We start from the raw sequence: 20179 nt of genomic DNA, 5'->3' as shown, positions 1-20179 counted from the left end.
CGGCGGGCGGCGCGGCGAGGTGTGCGGAGGTGGGTCCGGGGGCCCTTCGCGTAGGCTCGCGGCATGGCTGACGTGCGGCAGGTCATCGAAGCGGCCCTCAAGGACGCGGAGCTCTCGTGGGAGTCCCCGGAGCCCGGCTCCTACGTGGTGACCCTGCCGGGCACGCGCAAACTGTCGACCACCTGCTCGCTGCGGGTGGGCCGCCACTCCCTCTCCGTGAACGCGTTCGTCGTGCGCCACCCCGACGAGAACGAACCGGCCGTCCACCGGTGGCTCCTCGAACGCAACCTCCGCCTGTACGGGGTGAGTTACGCGGTCGACCGGCTCGGGGACGTGTACCTGGCGGGCAAGGTTCCGCTCGGCGCGGTCACGCCGGACGAGGTGGACCGGCTGCTCGGGGTGGTCCTGGAGGAGGCGGACGGGGCGTTCAACACGCTGCTGGAGCTGGGCTTCGCTTCGGCGATCCGGCGGGAGTACGCGTGGCGGGTCTCTCGGGGGGAGTCGACGCGGAACCTGGCCGCGTTCACCCACCTGACCCATAGTCCGGAATCCTGACCGGGCACACCTCGGCCCGCCCCCCTCTCCGGGAGCTCCGCCCCGCGCCGGGGTGCGCTCCTTCCTTCGCGTGAAAGCCGCTCCCGGCGGTGCTCCCCGCCCAGCGGACAGGGCAGAAAGGGAGAGGGATTCCGCGGACGAAGGGTGGCGCCCATGGCAAGCGTTGTGCACCGCTACACGGGCCGGATGTTCCTCGCGGCCGGACAGCAGCACTGGTTCGGGTTCTTCTACACCAGCGGTGACCCCCAGCCTCGCAGCTGGAACCGCTGGTCGGTGGGCCACACGGGATTCGGCGCCGCCTTCACCTACGTCGACATCGTGCAGGAGCTGGCCGCCTGGGACATCAACGCGACACCCCGTACGGGATGGAACATGCTGGTCCGCGCCCAGAACGGGGACGCGGACTTCATCATGAGCGCCGTCAGCGTGGATCAGTAGAAGCGTGGATCAGTAAGAGGAGCGAGGGAGAGTCTGATGCGGGTTCAGGTGGCCTACGACCAACACGGCCGGATCATCGCCCTCGCGGACGTCGACAGCAGCGGCGGCGTGAGTGTCCGGCCCCTCCCCATGGACGGCCGCGAGGTCACTGAGATCGAAGTGCCCGACGAGTACACCGATCTCCCGCTGTCCGGGCTGTACGCGCGCCTCCGCCTGGAAGTGGGCCCGGAGGGGCCCCAGGCCCACTGGCAGGCGTGAGCCGCGTTCGCGCAGGTCCCGGCGCGGCTGCGACGGGCCTCAGCACCTTCAGTTGAACGAGGCGAACATGCCGGGCTCGTACGAGCCGCCCCGCTGGTGCACGATCACGGCGAGCCGGTTGGCCGCGTTGACCAGGGCGACCAGGGAGACCAGCGCCGCGATCTGGTCGTCGTCGTAGTGCCTGCGCACCTGGGCCCAGGTCTCGTCGGACACGCCGGTGTGGGCGTCGGCGAGCCGGGTGCCCTCTTCGGCGAGCGCCAGCGCGGCCTGCTCGGCCTCGGTGAACACGGTGGACTCGCGCCAGGCGGCGACCAGGTGGAGCCGGACCGCGGTTTCACCGGCGGCCGCGGCCTCCTTGGTGTGGTAGTCGATGCACCAGCCGCAGCCGTTGATCTGGCTGGCGCGCAGCGACACCAGCTCCTGCGTGGACGTCGGCAGCGACGACTGCTGGATCACCAGGCTCGCGTTGGCGAACCGCTTGGAGAACTTGGTGGCGAGCTCGTTCTCGAACAGGTTGAATCGGGCGTCCATGATCTTGTCCTCACTCGTGGTGTTGCGCTGGATGAACACGAGATGCCGCCGGCCCGCTCCCTGTGACAGGGCGGCCGTGTGACGTGAGCCACCGTCCACGGGTGTCACACGGCCGCGGGCACCGGCGTCTTGTGCGCGTGGCAACGTCGAGAGCGAACACGCAGGAGCAGCCGGTGAAGAGCGAGCACAGTGAGCACAGCGGGCGCACCGAGGACACGGCCGGGCAGCCTGCCGGCGGCGGCCGCACGGACCCCGCCACCGAGGCGTTCGTCGCCCACCGCAACCTGCTGTTCACCGTCGCCTACGAGATGCTCGGCTCGGCCGCCGACGCGGAGGACGTCCTGCAGGAGACCTGGCTGCGGTGGGCGGGCGTCGATCTCGACACGGTGCGGGAACGGCGGGCGTACCTGGTCCGGATCACCACGCGCCAGGCGCTGACCCGGCTGCGTACGCTCGGCCGCCGCAAGGAGTCCTACGTCGGCACCTGGCTGCCCGAGCCGCTGCTCACCGCGCCCGACGTGGCCGAGGACGTCGAGCTGGCCGACAGCGTCTCGATGGCGATGCTGCTGGTGATGGAGACGCTCTCGCCGACCGAGCGGGCGGTGTTCGTGCTGCGCGAGGTGTTCGACCTCGGGTACGAGGAGATCGCCGAAGCCGTCGACAAGAGCCCGGCCGCGGTCCGCCAGATCGCGCACCGGGCGCGGGCGCACGTCGCGGCGCGCCGGCCGCGCGGGATCGTCTCCCCGACCGAGACCCGGGACGCGCTCGACGCGTTCCAACGGGCCGTCGAAACAGGCGACTTGCAGAGCCTGCTGGACATCCTCGCGCCGGAAGTCGTCCTGCTGGGCGACGGCGGCGGAGTCAAGCAGGCCGTCCTGCGGCCCGTCGTGGGGGCCGACAAGGTGGCCCGCCTGCTGATCGGGGGGCTGGGCAAGGTCACCGCACCGTCGCTGCGGCCGGCCCAGGTCAATGCCTACCCGGCGCTGGTCCTCCGGCTCGACGGCGCGATCGACACCGTCGTGGCGGTGCGCATGGACGACGGCCTCATCACCGGGCTCTACGCCGTGCGCAATCCCGCGAAGCTGACGCACATGCAGCAGGAGACCGCCCTGCGCCGCTGACCCCGGGGCCCTGCCCGCCCCGCACACCCCTTTCCCTCACCTCCCCACCCATGCCATCCTCGCCCCAACCGCTGACATGAACTCCGTTCACATCCATGGAAGTTGAGGCGAGCCCATGGGCATGGGTATGGGTACGGGCACGGGTGCAAAGAACGTCGACAGCCCTGGCAGCCCCGGCAGCATCAGCAGACGCGGAGTCCTCGGCGGCGCGATAGCCGTCGCGGCAACCGCAGCCACCACGACCACCGTCACCGCCACCGCCGCCGAGGCCACCCCTTCCCCGCCCCAACCCGCCTCCATCTGGGGCGAGTTCACCCGAACCCCCACACCCACCCCCAGATCCCCTACATAGGCCGCGCCGGTCGTCGGGCCGGAGACCTTCGCCCGCCCCGCCGCCGCCCCGTCGTCGCCGACGTCCTCCACTACGGCGCCCGCCCCGCCGACGCCGCCCCCGCCATCAACCGCGCCCTCGCCGACGCCGGGCGGGCCGGCGGCGGCACCGTCCTCGTGCCTCCGGGGACGTACCGCATCGACGACCTCATCCGGATCGGGCACGACAACGTCACCCTGCGCGGCGCCGGGAGCGGGGCCACCAAGCTGTACGCGACCAAGAGCCTCACCGAGCTGATCGGCCCCTACGGCTCCCGGTACGGCGGTGACAAGTCGTCCTGGTCCTGGTCCGGCGGTCTCATCTGGCTTGCCCCGCAAGCGCGTTGGGAGTCGCTCACCGCCGCCATCCGCGCCAAGGCCTGGCCCTTCGAAGGATGGACCGGGAACAAGAGGGACGAGTGGCGGACCCTCACCACCGTGCGGCCCGCCCGCCAGGGCGACTGGACCGTCACCGTCGACGACGCCTCCCGCCTGAGCCCCGGCGACCTCGTCCTGCTCCGGCTCGCCGACGACGCCACCCACACGCTGCTCCAGCACATGGCCGGCGGCGGGCCGGGCCCGGCGGCGTACTCCTGGGACGACGAGACCAAGCTGACGTCCTACGTGCCGTACGAGTGGCCCGTGCGGATCGACCGGGTGGAGGGCGCCTCGCGCGGCGACCGCGTCACCTTCGAGAGGCCGTTGCCCCTCGACCTCCGGCCCGAATGGGATCCGCGGATCACCACGCACGTAACTCCCCTCACCCATACGGGAGTTGAAGGGCTCACCCTCGAAGCCGTGCTCACCCCGCAGTCACCGCACCTGCTCGACAAGGGCTACAACGGTGTGGTCTTCCAGTGCGCCTACGACTGCTGGGCCGACGACGTCGTCGTCCGCAACGTCGACAACGGCTTCGGTCTGGTCGCCGCCTCCGCGTGCACCCTGCGCCGCACCCGCGTCGAGGGGCGCGGCTCGCACCATCCGTACTTCTGCCGCGAGGGCTCGCACGACAACCTCGTCGAGGACTTCGCCATCGCTCGGCGGACCGTGCCCGCGCCCGCCAACACCCAGCTCCACGGGATCAACGTCGAGGGGCTCTCCAGCCACAACGTCTGGTCGCGGGGCGTCATGGAGATGGGCACCTTCGACTCGCACCGCGGGCTGCCGTTCGCCAACGTACGCACCGACATCACCGTCGACAACAACGGGCGCCACGGCGGGGACGCCTCCGCTGGGCCGCTGTTCGGCGCCCGCTTCACGCACTGGAACATCCGCGTCACCAACGGCCGGGCCGGTCTCATGAGGATCGACGGGCTCGCCCCGTACAGCGCCACGGTCGGCGTCAGCACCGTCCGCGAGTTCGATCAGATCGACGTGCCCGATTTCGCCGGGGACCTGCACGCGCGCCTTGAGCTGTACGGGGCTCCCGAGGCCGTCAGACCGCCGAATCTGTACGAAGCTCAGCGCGCGGTACGTCCACGGTGACCGCGGACCGCTCCGCCGGGAGCCCGCGCATCAGCAGCCAGTAGCCGAGCGCCGTCGCGGTGCCGAGGACCGCGCAGGTGCCCCAGAGCCAGGCCGCCCCGTAGTGGTCGATGACGTAACCCGACATCAGCGGCGCGATCAGCGCCGCCACCGACCAGGACATCGTGTAGACGCCCTGGTAGCGGCCGCGGCCGTGGACGGGGGAGAGGCGGACCACCAGGCCGGTCTGGGTCGGGGAGTTGACGATCTCGGCCAGGGTCCACACGCAGATGGTGAGGGCGTAGACGGCGACCGATCCGGCGAACGCCGTCAGCCCGAAGCCGTAGCCCGCGAGCAGCGCCGAGATGATCAGCAGGCGGCGCGGGTCGCGGTGCTGGATGTAGCGGGTGACCGGGATCTGGACCGCCACGATGAGGATGCCGTTGACCGCGATCGCGAGTCCGAAGTCGGCGCTGGAGAACCCGTCCGTGCCCATCGCGACCGGCAGGCCCACGTAACCCTGCTGGAAAATAAGGGAGATGAGGAAGGAGAGGCCGACCACGCCCATGAAGCGGCCGTCGCGCAGCACCGTGCCGATGCCGATCTCCGGCTCGGCGGCCCGCTCCTTGGCGGTCCGCTGCGGCCGGGACTCGGGCAGCTTGAGGAAGACCACGATCGCGCAGGTCAGGGTGAGGCTCGCCTCGCCGAGGAAGCCCGCCAGATAGCTGTACTGGGCGATGAAGCCGGCCGTCATCGAGGAGATCGCGAAACCGAGGTTGATCGCCCAGTAGTTGAGGGAGAACGCGCGGACCCGGTCCTCGGGCTTCACGATGTCCGCCATCATCGCCTGCACGGCCGGCCGCGAGGCGTTGCTCGCCATGCCGACGAGGAAGGCGACGCCCGCGATCGCCACCGGATCGGTCATGAAGCCGAGCAGGGCGACGCTCAGCGCGGTGGACGTCTGCGCGATCACCAGGGTGGGGCGGCGGCCGAGCCGGTCGGTCATGATGCCCGCGCCGATGGACGAGACGACCCCGCCGAGCCCGTGCAGGGAGGCCACGAGCCCCGCGTACGAGGCCGAATAGCCCCGGTCCAGGGTGAGGTAGAGGGCCATGAACGTGGCGACGAAGGCGCCGAGCCGGTTGATCAGGGTGCTGGTCCACAGCCACCAGAACTCCCGTGGCAGACCGGAGACGGTCTCTCGTGCGGCGCGTCTGAGACTGGCGACGGTCATGCGGTTCCCCCGGGACTGTGCGGCTCACGCGGGCAGGCGCACGCAAGTCGCTCATGTGTAAGTGGTGCTGGCGATGCCCGCACGTTACAAGTGGGCCCGCGCCGGGGGCTACTGAATTGACGCCGTCCGTCAATCGAGACGGCCCCGGGACCCGGGTCCCTGCGCGCGCGAGGGCCCGGAAACGTCGATTAGGCTCGGACGCATGGCCGACGCACCGTACAAGCTGATCCTCCTCCGCCACGGCGAGAGCGAGTGGAACGAGAAGAACCTGTTCACCGGGTGGGTGGACGTCAACCTCACCGCGAAGGGTGAGAAGGAGGCGGCGCGCGGCGGTGAGCTGCTCAAGGACGCCGGCCTGCTCCCCGACGTGCTGCACACCTCCCTCCAGAAGCGCGCCATCCGCACCGCCCAGCTCGCCCTTGAGTCCGCGGACCGCCACTGGATCCCGGTGCACCGCAGCTGGCGCCTGAACGAGCGCCACTACGGTGCCCTCCAGGGCAAGGACAAGGCGCAGACGCTCGCCGAGTTCGGCGAGGAGCAGTTCATGCTGTGGCGCCGCTCGTACGACACCCCGCCGCCGGCCCTTGAGGACGGCACGGAGTTCTCGCAGAGCGACGACGCCCGTTACGCGACGATCCCGCCGGAGCTGCGCCCGCGGACCGAGTGCCTCAAGGACGTCGTCGTCCGCATGCTGCCGTACTGGTACGACGGCATCGTCCCGGACCTCCTCGCGGGCCGCACCGTCCTGATCGCCGCCCACGGCAACTCGCTGCGCGCGCTGGTCAAGCACCTCGACGGCATCTCCGACGCCGACATCGCGGGCCTGAACATCCCGACCGGCATCCCGCTGGTGTACGAGCTCGACGCCGACTTCAAGCCGGTCAAGCCGGGCGGCACCTACCTGGACCCGGACGCGGCCGCCGCCGCGATCGAGGCCGTGAAGAACCAGGGCAAGAAGTAGCCCCGGTAACCCCACGTCACGACGGAGCCCCCCGTCCGCGGACTATTCGCGGGGCGGGGGGCTTTTCGTTACGCTCCGTCGTCAGCCGGTATCGCTCCGGTCGCCGATTCGACCCGGCTATGGATAGCCTCGAAAGGCGCATTTCGCCCGAAGTGGTGAACTGCGTTTCACCTGGGGGAGTCCGCCAAGACGGGAGTTCCAACGTGAAAGCCATCCTGCGCAGGCGCTGTGCCCGGACGTTCGCGGCCGGTGCGCTGTCCGCCGCCCTGCTGACCGCCGGTGCCGCCGGCACCTTCGCCTCGGCCGCCACCAGCCCCAAGCCCAGTCCGTCCGTGTCCGCCTCGAAGCCGGCCGCCACCACTGCCAAGCCCAGTCCGTCTGTGTCCGCCTCGAAGTCGACCGCCGCCATCACCACCATCAAGGCGACGCCGGACTCGGTGAAGGCCGGCGACAAGGTGACGTTCACCGGCCGCACCAAGGGCATGCCCATCGGCAGCAAGCTCGTGCTCCAGCACAAGAAGGGCGGCAAGTGGACGACCTTGCAGGCCAGCACCACGGTCAAGCAGGGCAGCAGCTACAGCCTCGACGCCAAGCTCAACGACAAGGGCAAGCAGGAGCTGCGGATCAAGTACGACGAGGTCACCTCGCCGTCGGTCACCGTCACGGTGAAGTGACCCGGGCACCAGCCCACGAAGGGGCCCCGTCCGCGATCGGACGGGGCCCCTTCTCGCCCGTACGGCGATGTCGGCGGGACTAACCGCCACACTGGCACGGCGCGCCCGACTGGCAGCCGCAGCCGCAGCCGGAGCCGCAGCCGCACGCGCCGATCATCGGCAGCCTCATCGCTTCGGCCGCGGGGACGGGCGCTTCCTGCTGCGGGTTGTTCGTGGGTGAATCGGCCATGGGTCCCTCCCGGGGTAGGCAGACGCAAGGAGCCTTCTTCCATTGCATGCCCACTGGGAAGGGCGCATCAACAGCGCATGCGGGCAAGGCTGTTGGGAGCGCGGCCGGTCCGGCGGGTCGGCCGGCCTCGGTCAACTCGGCCCGCGTGCGGGCGAGTTGGGCTGGGACCCGCGCCGTCGAGGTCAGGCGCCCTCGACCTGCGCGGGCGGCTGGAGCTCGTCCGCGTGCTCGCCCGTCACCAGGTAGACGACGCGCTTGGCGACCGACACCGCGTGGTCCGCGAACCGCTCGTAGTAGCGGCCGAGCAGCGTCACGTCGACGGCGGTCTCGATGCCGTGCTGCCAGCGGTCGTCCATCAGGTGCTGGAAAAGGGCGCGGTGCAGCAGGTCCATCTCGTCGTCGTCCTGCTCCAGTTGGAGGGCCAGGTCGACGTCCTTGGTGATGATGACCTCGGCGGCCTTCGCCATCAGGCGCTGGGCCAGCTGGCCCATCTCCAGGATGGTGGCGTGCAGGTCGTGCGGCACGGCCCGCTCCGGGTAGCGCAGCCGGGTCAGCTTGGCCACGTGCTGGGCGAGGTCGCCGGAGCGCTCCAGGTCGGCGCTCATGCGCAGGGAGGTCACGACGATCCGCAGATCGGTGGCGACCGGCTGCTGGCGGGCCAGCAGCGCTATCGCACGGGCCTCCAGATCGTGCTGGAGATCGTCGACCTTCTGGTCGGCCGCGATCACGCTCTCGGCGAGCTTCAGGTCGGCATCGAGCATGGCCGTCGTGGCGCGCCCGATCGCCGACCCGACAAGGCGGGCCATTTCGACCAGGCCCTCGCCGATCGAGTCAAGTTCCTCGTGGTACGCGTCCCGCATGGGTGTCCCTCTCCTCACATACGAACCAGGCTCTCTGCGAACCGGGGGTTCGGGGGCCGTCCGGGGGCTCCGACCCCCACGCTCCCACGTTCGGTCCGTTACGCGTCCGATTCGGCCACAGGAAGTGAACCGTCCCCATCACCTCGGTGAACTCTGGGCGACGAACGTTCGAGCGACCACCCATTTGGCTGGGAGAGTGTCGGCGGCGCCGCATAACCTGGATGCATGGACGTGAACGCGGCGGTCGCCGCATTGGCAGCGATCGCCGGGGTGTGCACCGGCGTGATCGCCATGCTGGCGTTCCGCTGGAGCGAGCGCGACCAGGCGCGCCCCACCCGGACGTCCCTGCACACCGATGCCGTACTGCCGCCGGGCGTGGACACCGTCCTTTCCGTACTGCGCTCCTCCGCGGTCGTCCTCGACGAGAGCGACTCGGTGGTCAAGGCCAGCTCCGCGGCGTACGCGCTCGGCCTGGTCAGGGGCGGCAAGCTGGCCGTCGAGCCCATGCTCCAGATGGCCCGCGACACCCGGCGCGACGGCGAAATACGCCAGGTCGAGCTGGACCTGCCGCGGCGCGGCACCGGCCGGGGCGAGGCCCTCGCGGTCTCCGCCCGGGTCGCCCCGCTCGGCTCCCGGCTCGTCCTGCTCCTGGTGGAGGACCTCACCGAGGCCCGCCGCATCGAGGCCGTACGGCGCGACTTCGTGGCCAACGTCAGCCATGAGCTCAAGACCCCGACCGGCGCGCTCTCCCTGCTCTCCGAGGCGGTCATGGACGCCTCGGACGACCCCGAGGCGGTCACCCGCTTCGCGGGCCGGATGCAGATCGAGGCGACCCGGCTCACCAACCTGGTCCAGGAGCTCATCGACCTCTCGCGGGTCCAGAACGACGACCCGCTGGAGGACGCCGAGCCGGTCCGGGTGGACGAGCTCGTCGCCGAGGCCATAGACCGCTCCCGGCACACCGCGTCCACCAAGCAGATCACCATGGCCGCCGGCGGCACCGCCGACCTGTACGTCTGGGGCAATCGCGGCCAGCTCGCCGCCGCCCTCGGCAACCTGGTCGAGAACGCGGTGAACTACTCTCCGGCCAGGACGCGGGTCGGCATCGCCGGGCGGCGCATCGCCGCGCCCGGCGGGGACCTCATCGAGATAGCCGTGACCGACCAGGGCATCGGCATCTCCGAGAAGGACCGGGAGCGCATCTTCGAGCGCTTCTACCGGGTGGACCCGGCCCGCTCCCGTGCCACCGGCGGCACGGGCCTGGGCCTGGCCATCGTCAAGCACGTGGCCGCCTCGCACGGCGGGGAGGTCACGGTGTGGAGCTCCGAGGGACAGGGCTCCACCTTCACCCTGCGGCTGCCGGAAGCCGGCGCCGTCAGGGACCGCGCCCTCGCCGGGCGCGGACCGGTCACGGCCGACGAGGACGAGGACGTCCCGTACGAGACCTTCAGTTCCGCTGTGCCTCAATCACACGTCATAGTTCCTGCCCCGGAGGTCCTTCCGTGACCCGAGTGCTCGTCGTCGAGGATGAGGAATCCTTCAGCGACGCCCTTTCCTACATGCTCCGCAAGGAGGGCTTCGAGGTCGCGGTGGCGGCCACCGGGCCCGACGGCCTGGACGAGTTCGAGCGCAACGGCGCCGACCTGGTCCTGCTCGACCTGATGCTGCCCGGCCTGCCGGGCACCGAGGTCTGCCGTCAGCTGCGCGGCCGCTCCAACGTCCCGGTCATCATGGTGACCGCCAAGGACAGCGAGATCGACAAGGTCGTCGGGCTGGAAATAGGAGCCGACGACTACGTCACCAAGCCGTTCTCCTCGCGGGAGCTGGTCGCCCGCATCCGCGCCGTGCTGCGCCGCCGCGGCGAGCCGGAGGAGGTCACCCCGGCCGCCCTGGAGGCGGGCCCGGTCCGCATGGACGTCGACCGCCACGTGGTCACCGTCTCCGGCGGCAAGGTCGACCTCCCGCTGAAGGAGTTCGACCTCCTGGAGATGCTGCTGCGCAACGCGGGCCGCGTCCTGACCCGGATGCAGCTCATCGACCGGGTGTGGGGCGCGGACTACGTCGGCGACACCAAGACCCTCGACGTCCACGTCAAGCGCCTGCGCGCCAAGATCGAACCGGACCCGGGCGCGCCGCGGTACCTGGTGACGGTGCGGGGGCTCGGCTACAAGTTCGAGCCGTAAACCGCACGGAGACACAAGGGAGGGCGGCCCCGGAAGATCCGGGGCCGCCCTCCCTTTTCCGTACGTCAGTGACCCGCGGCGCTGTGCGACGGCGAGCCGCTGCCGGCGGGCTTGCTGTTGGTGCCCGCGCCCGGGGTGTTCGGCGAGGCCGAGCCGGACGGGGTGCCCGAGGGCGCGCCCGACGCGGTGCCCGAGGGGGTCTCCTTCGGCTTCGGGAGCTCGCTGGGGCCGACGCCCTCGAAGTAGCTGGTGGCCGGGACCACGAAGGCGTTCAGGCTCACCGCGCCGGTCTTGCTGAACTGGAAGGTGACCTTCTGGGCATCGCCGTTCTTGGCGGCCTCGCGGCCGTTGGCGACGACGGCGGAGGCGTTGTCCTTGCCGCCGAGCTGGATCGAGCCGTGCCCCGGAACGGTGACCGGGCCCTCGCCCTTGGCGGGGGAGAGCTTCACGGTGGCGCTGCCGACCTGGACGGAGTCGAGGGTCTGCGGGTCGGTGCCGTTGTTGAACAGCGTCGCCGTGACGACGGCCGGGCCCTCGGCGTCGGCCTTCGGCTGGGTCACGACCGTCGCGTTCTGGACCTTGATGTCGCCGACGGTGACGTAGGCGCTGTCGGCCTTCACCCCGAGCGTCTGGGCTTTGTTGCCCGCCGCGCACGCGGAGAGCGAGAGGAGCGAGAACGCGATGGCAGAGGCGGCGAGGGCGCCGCGTCGAAGGCTGCGGCTCACGGCGGCGGCAACTCCTTGGACGTACGAGACGGACTGCTTCGGACGGGCTACGGGTCAGCCGGCCGCATACCTAAGGGCCAGCTAAGGGTGTGTCAGCGGGCTTAGATTACCGAGCCGTCCGACGCGCCCCGCACCCGACCCGCCCCTTCGGCCGAGGGGCCCGCCGAACTCGGGCGGATCGCGCGCTGATCTCGGTCTTTCGTACGCCGTTCACATATCCCGGGTGATCAATTTCCCGGGTCGCCACACATTCCTTACCGAAAATCCGCCGCGGTGACGCGCCGGGCGGTCCGTTGATCAATTCCCGAAAGAATCCCGGACGGCCGAACGGGTGAACGAGCGCCGAACGGAGTAGATCAAGTTCACCGCTTGGAACCCGGCAAACCGGGACGTTCGGCCGCTCGGGGTGCCGATCGGGGGCGGGTAACGTACGTGTTTCCCGGCCCCTTCGCAGCCGCTCCGACCTGCGAATACCGCCTTCCGGAAGGCTTCCACAGCACGTTCCTGTTGCTGTTGTCAAGCCCCGAGATATGCCCTGACCTGCGAAAACGCCATTCAGAAGAAGCCGTATCCGTGTTACCCTGGATAGCCACGGAAGGGGTACCTGTCACATGACGTTCAAGGTTGGCGACACCGTGGTCTATCCCCATCACGGGGCCGCGCTGATCGAGGCCATCGAAACTCGCCAGATCAAAGGCGTGGACAAGACCTACTTGGTGCTCAAGGTCGCCCAGGGCGACTTGACGGTGCGCGTGCCGGCGGACAACGCGGAGTTCGTAGGCGTACGCGATGTGGTCGGGCAGGACGGGCTGGACCGGGTCTTCGAGGTGCTGCGGGCACCGTATGCCGAAGAGCCCACGAACTGGTCCCGTCGCTACAAGGCAAATCTCGAGAAGCTCGCCTCCGGCGATGTCATCAAGGTCGCCGAAGTGGTGCGCGACCTGTGGCGTCGTGAGCGCGAGCGCGGACTGTCCGCCGGCGAGAAGCGCATGCTCGCCAAGGCGCGCCAGATCCTGGTGAGCGAGCTGGCCCTCGCGGAGAACACCAACGAAGACAAGGCCGAGGCCCTCCTCGACGAGGTTCTCGCGTCCTGACGCCGACCCGTTCCGGGGCTCGCCCCGGAATGACCGGCATTGCCGCGGTGCCCGCTGACCAGCAGTGAAAATTGCTGTGTCGCCGGGCGCTGCGGCATGTTCGTATCCCCTCGCCAACAGCGCCCGCACTGTGGTGTGCCGGGCTCGGGCTGTCCGCCTGACCGGTGTCACGGAAGGGCCGGTCAGGGCGGAGCGCCCGGCACTGCCCCGCGCTCTTCGAGCAAGGGGTTCCCCCAGGCCATACCCACGTCGTTTGAGGACACAAACCTTGTCAGACGAATCGCGCCCTTTCCGCACCGCCGCGGTGATTCCAGCGGCCGGACGCGGCGTGCGTCTCGGTCCGGGCGCCCCTAAGGCGCTCCGCGCGCTGAACGGCACCCCCATGCTCATCCACGCCGTCCGGGCGATGGCCGCCTCCCGCGCCGTCTCGCTGGTCGTCGTCGTGGCCCCGCCGGACGGCGCCACCGAGGTCAAGAACCTGCTCGCCGAGCACGCGCTGCCCGAGAGGACGGATTTCCTCGTGGTGCCCGGCGGCGAGACCCGCCAGGAGTCGGTGAAGCTCGGCCTGGACGCGCTGCCGCCCGGCTTCGACGTCGTACTGGTCCATGACGCGGCCCGCCCGCTGGTCCCCGTCGACACCGTAGACGCGGTCATCGAGGCGGTACGCGACGGAGCCCCGGCCGTCGTTCCCGCGCTCCCGCTCGCCGACACCGTCAAGCAGGTCGAGCCGCGCACCGACGGCGGCCCCGAGCCCGTCGTCGCCACCCCCGAGCGGTCCCGGCTCCGCGCCGTGCAGACCCCGCAGGGCTTCGACCACGCCACGCTCGTCCGCGCCCACGAGACGGTCACCGGCAGCGTCACCGACGACGCCGGCATGGTCGAGCAGCTGGGCCTGACCGTCGTGGTGGTGCCCGGACACGAAGAGGCGTTCAAGGTGACCCGGCCGCTCGACCTCGTACTCGCCGAGGCCGTACTCGCACGACGGAGGGCCAACGATGGCTTCTGAGACCGCTCCCCCGAACGCGCTGATCCCGCTCGTCGGCATCGGCACCGACGTCCACGCCTTCGAGCGCGGCCGGGAGCTGTGGTGCGCAGGGCTGCTCTGGGACGGCCCCGAAAACGCGGAGTACGGGCTCGCCGGGCACTCCGACGGTGATGTCGCCGCGCACGCCGCCTGCGACGCGGTCTTCTCCGCGGCCGGCGTCGGCGACCTCGGCGCGCACTTCGGCACCGACCGCCCCGAGTGGTCCGGCGCCTCCGGGGTGACCCTGCTCGCCGAGGCCGCCCGGATCGTACGCGCCGAGGGCTTCGAGATCGGGAACATCGCGGTGCAGGTCATCGGCGTACGCCCGAAGATCGGCAAGCGGCGCGACGAGGCGCAGAAGGCGCTGTCGGCGGCGGCCGGGGCGCCGGTCGCGGTGTCCGGCACCACCAGCGACGGACTCGGCCTGACCGGCCGCGCCGAGGGCCTCGCGGCCGTCGCCACCGCGCTGGTGTACCGCGTCCGCTGACGGAGCCGTACGCGAAAAACACGGCGGGCCGGGGTAGGAGAGGAAGCAACCATCCGCACCCTCCCGGAAGGACCCGCCGTGTCAGCTGAGCTCAGCGACAGGATCAAGGAGCTGCTCGACAGCCCCGTCTTCGTCAGCATCGCCACCATCCAGCCCGACGGAAGCCCCCAGGTGTCCCCGGTCTGGGTGAAGCGCGACGGCGACGACGTGCTGATCTCCACGACCGTGGGCCGGCGCAAGGAGAAGAACCTGCGCCGCGACCCGCGCGTCACCGTGCTCCTCCAGCCCTTCGACGCCCCCTACTCGTACGCCGAGATCAGGGGCACCGCCGACCTCACCACCGAGGGCGGCCAGGAGCTGATCGACGAGCTCGCGTTGAAGTACACCGGCAAGAAGTACGCCGAATTCAACCCGGATTCGGTCAATGACGCCCCGCGCGTGGTCGTCCGGATCACCCCGCGGAAGATCGTCGGTCGGCTCTGAGTCCCAACAGACGCCAAATTGTGTGCCCCGTGGCCCGTAAGGGTCGCGGGGCACTGGTATTGGGCCACTACCCTGGAGTGGTGACCATTCGCCTGTACGACACCAGCGCCCGGCAGATTCGTGACTTCGTCCCGCTCACGCAGGGCTGTGTCTCGATCTACCTGTGTGGCGCCACCGTCCAGGCGGCCCCGCACATCGGACACATCCGGTCGGGGCTGAACTTCGACATCATGCGCCGCTGGTTCGACTACCGCGGCTACGACGTCACGTTCATCCGCAACGTCACCGACATCGACGACAAGATCATCAAGAAGTCGGCCGACCAGGGCCGCCCCTGGTGGTCCATCGGGTACGAGAACGAGCGCGCGTTCAACGACGGCTACACCGCGCTCGGCTGCCTGCCGCCCACCTACGAGCCGCGCGCCACCGGTCATGTCACCGAGATGGTCGAGATGATGCGCGGCCTGATCGAGCGCGGCCACGCCTACGAGGCGGACGGCAACGTCTACTTCGACGTGCGGTCCTTCGCGGGCTATCTCTCGCTCTCCAACCAGGACATCGACGATCTGCGCCAGCCGTCCGGCGACGGCGAGACCGGCAAGCGCGACCCCCGCGACTTCGCGATGTGGAAGGCCGCCAAGCCGGGCGAGCCCAGCTGGGAGACCCCGTGGGGGCGCGGCCGTCCGGGCTGGCACCTGGAGTGCTCGGCGATGGCCCACAAGTACCTGGGCAGCGCCTTCGACATCCACGGCGGCGGCCTCGACCTGATCTTCCCGCACCACGAGAACGAGATCGCCCAGGCCCAGGCGTTCGGCGACGAGTTCGCCAGTTACTGGGTGCACAACGCCTGGGTCACCATGAGCGGCGAGAAGATGTCGAAGTCGCTCGGCAACTCGGTCCTGGTGTCCGAGATGGTCAAGCAGTGGCGCCCGATCGTGCTGCGCTACTACCTGGGCACCCCGCACTACCGGTCGATGATCGAGTACAGCGAGGAGGCCCTGCGCGAGGCCGAGTCCGCGTTCGCGCGGATCGAGGGCTTCATCCAGCGCGTGGTCGAGAAGGCGGGGGGCGTCGTCGAGCCCGCCGGCCATGTGCCGCCGGCGTTCGCCGAGGCCATGGACGACGACCTGGGCGTCCCGGGGGCCCTCGCGATCGTCCACACCACCGTCCGCCAGGGCAACAGCGCGCTCGCCGCCGACGACAAGGAAGCCGCGATCGCCCGCCTCGCCGAGGTCCGCGCCATGCTGGGCGTCCTCGGCCTGGACCCGCTGGATCCGCACTGGGCCGGCGAGGCCGACCGCGGCGCAGACCTGCACGGGGCCGTCGACACACTCGTACGCCTCGTCCTGGAGCAGCGCGAGGCGGCCAGGTCCCGCAAGGACTGGGCCACCGCGGACGCCATCCGCGACCAGCTGACCCAGTCCGGCCTGGTCATCGAGGACAGCCCCAGCGGCCCCCGCTGGACCCTCGGCCCGCGCTGAGCCCATGCGCGATGTGCCGCCCGCGCGATCGGGCGGCACACTTCATATACGTACGTACACGATCCGCGTCTCCATGTGGATCGCCAGATGCACAGGAAACAGGTAGGTCATGGCCGGGAACAGCCAGCGCAGGAACCGCCGCACGTCCAACAAGAAGGGCGCTACGGTCGGCAGCGGTGGCCAGCGGCGCAAGGGTCTGGAAGGCCGGGGCCCGACGCCGCCCGCCTCCGCCCGCAAGGGACACAAGAAGAACCGCATCGCGAACGCGGCCGCCAAGCAGGCCCAGGCCCGCCGTCCCGCCCCGCGGCGCGGCGGCGTCAAGGGCACGTCCGAGATGGTCGTGGGCCGCAACCCCGTCTTCGAGGCGCTGCGCGACGGCGTCCCGGCGACCACGCTCTACGTCCAGCAGTACATCGACAACGACGAGCGGGTCCGCGAGGCGCTCCAGCTCGCCGGCGAGCGCGGCAACATCAACCTGATGGAGGCCCCGCGCGTCGAGCTCGACCGGATGACGAACGGCCTCAACCACCAGGGTCTCGTCCTCCAGGTGCCGCCGTACGAGTACGCCGACCCGCAGGACCTCACGGCCGCCGCGTACGACAACGGCGAGGACCCGCTGATCGTCGCCCTCGACGGCGTGACCGACCCGCGCAACCTCGGCGCGATCGTCCGCTCCACCTCCGCCTTCGGCGGCCACGGCGTGGTCGTCCCCGAGCGGCGTGCGGCCGGTATGACGGCGGGCGCCTGGAAGTCGTCGGCGGGCACCGCGGCCCGTACGCCGGTCTCCCGGGTCACCAACCTGACGCGCGCCCTGGAGGCCTACAAGAAGGAAGGCCTCGCGATCGTCGGTCTCGCCGCCGACGGCGAGCACACGGTCGAGGACCTTGAGCAGATCGGCGGCCCGGTCGTCATCGTGATCGGCAGCGAGGGCAAGGGACTTGGCCGACTCGTCGGCGAGACCTGCGACTACCGGGTGCGGATCTCGATGCCGGGCGGCGCCGAGTCCCTCAACGCCGGTGTGGCGGCGGGCATCGTGCTCTACGAGGCGGCCCGCCGCCGCGCCTGAAAAAAGGTGATCTTGACGGGTCTCGGACAGATTCGGACCCGTCAAGCAGTGTCCTAAGCACCCGTCACTCGGTTAGATGAGTGTGGACACCAGAACGCCCCGGCCCGGGATCGACGACCAGCCTGCCCTGAGCATGCTCAAGGTGGACGCCGACCCCGCGCAGGTCATCGTCAACCACGCCAGCTTCCGGGTGCTGTTTGCGCCCAAGTCGCTGCCGAAGCCCCACATTTCGAGCACCGCGGTGCGCCGCAGGGCGCCCGTGGTGTGGAGCGGCAAGTCGGCGCCGGGGGCGAGCGGACTCCTGCAGGCGGTCCGCGCCACCTCCGTCGGCGGCATCGAGCGCCACGAGGCCGGTGCGACGCAGGTCATCCCGCGCATCGACGTCGGCGAAACGATGCCGACGCAGCTGATCGCGGGCCCCGGACCGGGGACCGCGCTGCTCCCCAAGATGCGCTCCCCGTACGGTCAACAGCCGTATGCGGAAGGCGACTTCGAGGATCCGGGCGGATTCACCGAGGATGCCCCGGGCGACCGGCGGCCGCGTACACCGGGCCCCGAGGTGCCGGCGGTGCGGCACGCCTACTACCCGGGCCGCCGCATGAACCTCGGTGTCGTGCTGCTCCCGCTGCGCGTCTTCCTCGGTTTCATCTCCGTGTACGCAGGCATGGGCAAGCTGTGCGACCCCGTGTACTTCGACGGCGGCGAACGCGGCTCGATGGTCAAGTGGCTGAATTCGCTGCACCCTTGGGCGCTCGCCGAGCCCCTGCGCGACTTCGCACTGCAGCACCCCGTGGGTGCGGGCCTCACCGTCGCCTTCCTCCAAGTGGTCGTCGGCGTACTGACGATGCTCGGTCTGTGGCAGCGCATCGCGGCCGTGTTCGGCGCGGTGCTGTCGGCGGCCCTGCTCGTGACGGTGAGCTGGCAGACCGTACGCGCCTACGACGCGCCCGACATCATCTACCTCGCCGCCTGGTCCCCGCTGATCATCGCGGGCGCCCCGGTGTACTCGCTGGACGCCCGGCTCGCCGGTGAGGCCTGGCGCAAGCTGGGTCCGCGCTCCGAACTCTGGGAACTGCGGCGCCGGGTGCTGCGGCGCGGCCTGGTCATGGCGACCGTCGTCGTCGGCCTCACCCTGGTGACCGGCGCGCTCCTCGGCGGCGCGGTCCGCTCCACCACCGTGGTGACCGTGCCGGGCCCCGACGACGACCCGACCAACTACCTGCCCGGCACCCCGCTGCCGAGCGAGACCGGCCCCGCGCTCGTGCCCCGTACCGCCCCCAAGGGCGTCAAGCCGTCGCCGAAGGGCACCGGTTCGGCGAGCCCCTCCGCGAAGGCGTCCAAGAAGCCGAAGACCCACCAGACCGCCACGGCGGGCACCGGCGGCCAGCCGAGCCGCACCGCCGGCACCGGCGGCCAGCCCCCCACCCACCACCGCACCCCCCAGCCCCCGCCGACCACGAGCGCGGGCCCGACGTCATCGGGCGGCACGGGGGGCTCCACCGGCGGGGGCTCCAACCGCAACCCGATCGGGGGGTTGCTGGGCTAGAAGCTAGAAGCTAGAAGCTAGAAGCAAGGAGAAGGGGGCCGGAGATTCCGGCCCCCTTCGGCATGCCGCTGAGCAAACCAGTCCCGCTCAGCGGGGGTTGGGGGCAGCGCCCCCAGCAGGGTGACCAGACAGGCTCAACCCCGCTGGGAGGCAAGCTCCTTGGCCGCCTCCGTGAGGTCCTTCGCCGTGTCGATCGCCCGCCAGTACGCCCCGTGCGGCAGCGGGAACCCGGCCAGCCGGCGCTCCCGGGCCAGCCGGGGAAACGTGGTGCGCTCGTGGTCGCCCCGGTCCGGCAGCATCGCGGTGAAGGCCGCGGAGAAGACGTACACGCCCGCGTTGATGAGGTACGGCGAGGGCGGCGACTCGATGAAGTCGGTGATGTGGCCGAAGGCGTCGGTCTCGACGGCGCCCCACGGGATGCGGGGGCGGGCCAGGGCCAGCGTGGCGGTCGCGTCGCGCTCGCCGTGGAAGGAGGCCATCTCGCGGAGCGAGAAGCGCGTCCAGATGTCGCCGTTGGTGGCGTACCAGGGCTGGTCGGGGTGGGGCAGCGAGGCCGCCGCGTGCTTCAGGCCGCCGCCCCGGCCCAGCGGTTCGTCCTCGACGACCGTGGTGACACGCAGCGGCAGCTCCGTCTTGGCCAGCCAGTCCTTGAGGACGTCGGCGAGGTGGCCGCAGGAGACGACGGCGTCAGTGACGCCCTCGGCGGCCAGCCAGGCGAGCTGATGGCCGATGATCGGGACCCCGGTGCCCGGGATCTCGACCATCGGCTTGGGGCGGTCGTCGGTGTACGGACGAAGTCGTGAGCCCTGGCCGCCCGCCAGGACCACGGCCTGCGTCGGAAAAGTCGCAGTTGTGCTCGGATTCATGCGGTGAACGATAGGCGCCCCCGCAGTGGGACGTCACCGCTCTTGGGCCACGCCCGAGGCGAAGGAGGTGTCGCAGACGGGGCGCGAGAACGACTGGGCCTTCACGGGGCCGTAGTGCTCCACGGCGGCCCGGCCGAGCGCGCGGGCGATCGACATGCAGTGCTGGGCGAGCGAGGGGCGGCGCTCCACCTCGCGCTGGAGGTGGGTGAGGGCGGTGCCGGGGTCCTTCTCCTGGAGCTCGGTCAGGAGCGCGTCGCGCAGTACGTCCTGCGGGGCTCGGGACTTGGCGCGTACGGAGACGTTCTCGGAAGAGGCGGTCAGGAGCTGCGATTCGTTGCTGCCGGCCCAGTTGACCCGGGTGACGGCGAGCGTCCCGGAGAGCACGAGGACGACGGGCAGGACGAGGGCGAGGGTTCGGCCGATTCGGCGGGCTGTGTGCGTCACGGAGGCGAGCGTAGCGGGGAGTGATGATTTGGCGACATTTCGTCACCCTGCCGGGGGATGGTTCGAGGCCGCTTTTCGAATCACGC

21 protein-coding genes and 1 pseudogene are annotated in these 20179 nt (G+C 70.6%); 16 read left to right on the top strand and 6 right to left on the bottom strand.

The genetic code is table 11. From position 1 onward, the window contains the following. Positions 1-63 precede the first annotated feature (63 nt). The 3 genes from ACIQ8J_RS24920 (at position 64) to ACIQ8J_RS24910 (ending at position 1251) form a co-directional block, all read left to right on the top strand. Positions 64-555, top strand: a complete 492-nt coding sequence (locus tag ACIQ8J_RS24920) for a YbjN domain-containing protein (RefSeq protein ID WP_403274470.1) — start codon at positions 64-66, stop codon at positions 553-555. Positions 556-708: 153 nt separating this feature from the next. Then, the gene (locus ACIQ8J_RS24915; protein WP_403274472.1) at positions 709-993 is read left to right on the top strand and encodes a hypothetical protein; all 285 of its coding nucleotides are present in this window, start codon (positions 709-711) and stop codon (positions 991-993) included. A 36-nt stretch (positions 994-1029) separates the two neighbouring features. Further along, entirely contained in the window at positions 1030-1251 is a 222-nt protein-coding gene (locus tag ACIQ8J_RS24910; RefSeq protein ID WP_403274474.1) for a hypothetical protein, read from the top strand. A gap of 48 nt (positions 1252-1299) precedes the next feature. Here ACIQ8J_RS24910 and ACIQ8J_RS24905 read toward each other — a convergent pair whose 3' ends face one another. Next, positions 1300-1782 carry a carboxymuconolactone decarboxylase family protein gene (locus tag ACIQ8J_RS24905; protein WP_403274476.1) on the bottom strand — a complete coding sequence of 161 codons (483 nt, stop codon included), beginning with the start codon at positions 1780-1782 and terminating at the stop codon, positions 1300-1302. Between the two features lie 173 nt (positions 1783-1955). On the opposite strand from ACIQ8J_RS24905, the gene ACIQ8J_RS24900 reads away from it, so the two are divergent. Together ACIQ8J_RS24900 and ACIQ8J_RS24895 are read left to right on the top strand one after the other, a co-directional pair. Beyond that, the gene (locus tag ACIQ8J_RS24900) at positions 1956-2903 is read left to right on the top strand and encodes an RNA polymerase sigma-70 factor (protein ID WP_403274477.1); all 948 of its coding nucleotides are present in this window, start codon (positions 1956-1958) and stop codon (positions 2901-2903) included. A 127-nt stretch (positions 2904-3030) separates the two neighbouring features. Continuing rightward, positions 3031-4757: pseudogene (locus ACIQ8J_RS24895) on the top strand (glycosyl hydrolase family 28-related protein). On the opposite strand, the gene ACIQ8J_RS24890 reads toward ACIQ8J_RS24895, so the two are convergent. Then, on the bottom strand, positions 4708-5970 hold the full coding sequence (locus ACIQ8J_RS24890; protein WP_403274478.1) for an MDR family MFS transporter: 1263 nt from the start codon (positions 5968-5970) through the stop codon (positions 4708-4710). The pseudogene ACIQ8J_RS24895 and the gene ACIQ8J_RS24890 overlap by 50 nt on opposite strands. Positions 5971-6172: 202 nt before the next feature. Here ACIQ8J_RS24890 and ACIQ8J_RS24885 point away from each other — a divergent pair, with 202 nt between their 5' ends. Then, positions 6173-6931: a phosphoglyceromutase gene (locus ACIQ8J_RS24885; RefSeq protein ID WP_403274479.1), complete on the top strand. Its 759-nt coding sequence runs from the start codon at positions 6173-6175 to the stop codon at positions 6929-6931. A 203-nt stretch (positions 6932-7134) separates the two neighbouring features. Continuing rightward, positions 7135-7605, top strand: coding sequence for a hypothetical protein (locus tag ACIQ8J_RS24880; RefSeq protein ID WP_403274480.1), 471 nt, complete (start codon positions 7135-7137; stop codon positions 7603-7605). A gap of 411 nt (positions 7606-8016) precedes the next feature. Here the strand turns inward: ACIQ8J_RS24880 and phoU are convergent, their stop codons facing one another. Next, a complete protein-coding gene (gene phoU, locus ACIQ8J_RS24875; protein ID WP_403274481.1) occupies positions 8017-8694 on the bottom strand; it encodes a phosphate signaling complex protein PhoU in 678 nt (225 codons plus the stop codon). A 225-nt stretch (positions 8695-8919) separates the two neighbouring features. Here phoU and ACIQ8J_RS24870 point away from each other — a divergent pair, with 225 nt between their 5' ends. After that, a complete protein-coding gene (locus tag ACIQ8J_RS24870) occupies positions 8920-10200 on the top strand; it encodes a sensor histidine kinase (RefSeq protein WP_403274482.1) in 1281 nt (426 codons plus the stop codon). Next, on the top strand, positions 10197-10877 hold the full coding sequence (locus tag ACIQ8J_RS24865) for a response regulator transcription factor (protein ID WP_017242433.1): 681 nt from the start codon (positions 10197-10199) through the stop codon (positions 10875-10877). The genes ACIQ8J_RS24870 and ACIQ8J_RS24865 overlap by 4 nt, the downstream gene beginning before the upstream one ends. A gap of 65 nt (positions 10878-10942) precedes the next feature. Here the strand turns inward: ACIQ8J_RS24865 and ACIQ8J_RS24860 are convergent, their stop codons facing one another. Further along, positions 10943-11602: a DUF461 domain-containing protein gene (locus ACIQ8J_RS24860; RefSeq protein ID WP_403274483.1), complete on the bottom strand. Its 660-nt coding sequence runs from the start codon at positions 11600-11602 to the stop codon at positions 10943-10945. Positions 11603-12213: 611 nt separating this feature from the next. On the opposite strand from ACIQ8J_RS24860, the gene ACIQ8J_RS24855 reads away from it, so the two are divergent. The 7 genes from ACIQ8J_RS24855 (at position 12214) to ACIQ8J_RS24825 (ending at position 18783) form a co-directional block, all read left to right on the top strand. Then, positions 12214-12696: a CarD family transcriptional regulator gene (locus tag ACIQ8J_RS24855; protein ID WP_003953493.1), complete on the top strand. Its 483-nt coding sequence runs from the start codon at positions 12214-12216 to the stop codon at positions 12694-12696. Positions 12697-12964: 268 nt separating this feature from the next. After that, on the top strand, positions 12965-13702 hold the full coding sequence (ispD, locus tag ACIQ8J_RS24850; RefSeq protein WP_403274485.1) for a 2-C-methyl-D-erythritol 4-phosphate cytidylyltransferase: 738 nt from the start codon (positions 12965-12967) through the stop codon (positions 13700-13702). After that, positions 13692-14207, top strand: a complete 516-nt coding sequence (gene ispF, locus ACIQ8J_RS24845) for a 2-C-methyl-D-erythritol 2,4-cyclodiphosphate synthase (RefSeq protein ID WP_403274486.1) — start codon at positions 13692-13694, stop codon at positions 14205-14207. The genes ispD and ispF overlap by 11 nt, the downstream gene beginning before the upstream one ends. A 78-nt stretch (positions 14208-14285) precedes the next feature. Next, complete coding sequence (locus ACIQ8J_RS24840; protein ID WP_403274488.1) at positions 14286-14690, top strand: PPOX class F420-dependent oxidoreductase; 405 nt, start codon at positions 14286-14288, stop codon at positions 14688-14690. An 80-nt stretch (positions 14691-14770) separates the two neighbouring features. Beyond that, positions 14771-16171 (top strand): cysteine--tRNA ligase, encoded by a 1401-nt coding sequence (gene cysS, locus ACIQ8J_RS24835; RefSeq protein ID WP_403274489.1) that lies wholly within the window; start codon positions 14771-14773, stop codon positions 16169-16171. Positions 16172-16280: 109 nt separating this feature from the next. Continuing rightward, the gene (gene rlmB, locus ACIQ8J_RS24830; RefSeq protein WP_403274491.1) at positions 16281-17237 is read left to right on the top strand and encodes a 23S rRNA (guanosine(2251)-2'-O)-methyltransferase RlmB; all 957 of its coding nucleotides are present in this window, start codon (positions 16281-16283) and stop codon (positions 17235-17237) included. 76 nt (positions 17238-17313) lie between these two features. Beyond that, positions 17314-18783 carry a DoxX family membrane protein gene (locus ACIQ8J_RS24825; protein WP_403274492.1) on the top strand — a complete coding sequence of 490 codons (1470 nt, stop codon included), beginning with the start codon at positions 17314-17316 and terminating at the stop codon, positions 18781-18783. Positions 18784-18917: 134 nt separating this feature from the next. On the opposite strand, the gene ACIQ8J_RS24820 is transcribed toward ACIQ8J_RS24825, so the two are convergent. Further along, complete coding sequence (locus ACIQ8J_RS24820; RefSeq protein WP_403274493.1) at positions 18918-19649, bottom strand: NDP-sugar synthase; 732 nt, start codon at positions 19647-19649, stop codon at positions 18918-18920. A 33-nt stretch (positions 19650-19682) separates the two neighbouring features. Beyond that, positions 19683-20093 carry a hypothetical protein gene (locus tag ACIQ8J_RS24815; protein WP_403274494.1) on the bottom strand — a complete coding sequence of 137 codons (411 nt, stop codon included), beginning with the start codon at positions 20091-20093 and terminating at the stop codon, positions 19683-19685. Positions 20094-20179: the final 86 nt, after the last annotated feature.

The sequence above is a fragment of the Streptomyces sp. NPDC094147 genome (genome assembly GCF_044764265.1).
Taxonomy (GTDB): Bacteria; Actinomycetota; Actinomycetes; order Streptomycetales; family Streptomycetaceae; genus Streptomyces.
This window is presented reverse-complemented; position numbering and strand designations above follow the sequence as displayed.

Bases quoted from the DNA above. Each gene is read 5' to 3' on its own strand.
- ACIQ8J_RS24920 (WP_403274470.1), top strand. From the start codon at position 64: ATGGCTGACGTGCGGCAGGTCATCGAAGCGGCCCTCAAGGACGCGGAG.
- ACIQ8J_RS24915 (WP_403274472.1), top strand. From the start codon at position 709: ATGGCAAGCGTTGTGCACCGCTACACGGGCCGGATGTTCCTCGCGGCC.
- ACIQ8J_RS24910 (WP_403274474.1), top strand. From the start codon at position 1,030: ATGCGGGTTCAGGTGGCCTACGACCAACACGGCCGGATCATCGCCCTC.
- ACIQ8J_RS24905 (WP_403274476.1), bottom strand. From the start codon at position 1,782: ATGGACGCCCGATTCAACCTGTTCGAGAACGAGCTCGCCACCAAGTTC.
- ACIQ8J_RS24890 (WP_403274478.1), bottom strand. From the start codon at position 5,970: ATGACCGTCGCCAGTCTCAGACGCGCCGCACGAGAGACCGTCTCCGGT.
- ACIQ8J_RS24885 (WP_403274479.1), top strand. From the start codon at position 6,173: ATGGCCGACGCACCGTACAAGCTGATCCTCCTCCGCCACGGCGAGAGC.
- phoU (WP_403274481.1), bottom strand. From the start codon at position 8,694: ATGCGGGACGCGTACCACGAGGAACTTGACTCGATCGGCGAGGGCCTG.
- ACIQ8J_RS24870 (WP_403274482.1), top strand. From the start codon at position 8,920: ATGGACGTGAACGCGGCGGTCGCCGCATTGGCAGCGATCGCCGGGGTG.
- ACIQ8J_RS24855 (WP_003953493.1), top strand. From the start codon at position 12,214: ATGACGTTCAAGGTTGGCGACACCGTGGTCTATCCCCATCACGGGGCC.
- ispF (WP_403274486.1), top strand. From the start codon at position 13,692: ATGGCTTCTGAGACCGCTCCCCCGAACGCGCTGATCCCGCTCGTCGGC.
- rlmB (WP_403274491.1), top strand. From the start codon at position 16,281: ATGGCCGGGAACAGCCAGCGCAGGAACCGCCGCACGTCCAACAAGAAG.
- ACIQ8J_RS24825 (WP_403274492.1), top strand. From the start codon at position 17,314: ATGAGTGTGGACACCAGAACGCCCCGGCCCGGGATCGACGACCAGCCT.
- ACIQ8J_RS24820 (WP_403274493.1), bottom strand. From the start codon at position 19,649: ATGAATCCGAGCACAACTGCGACTTTTCCGACGCAGGCCGTGGTCCTG.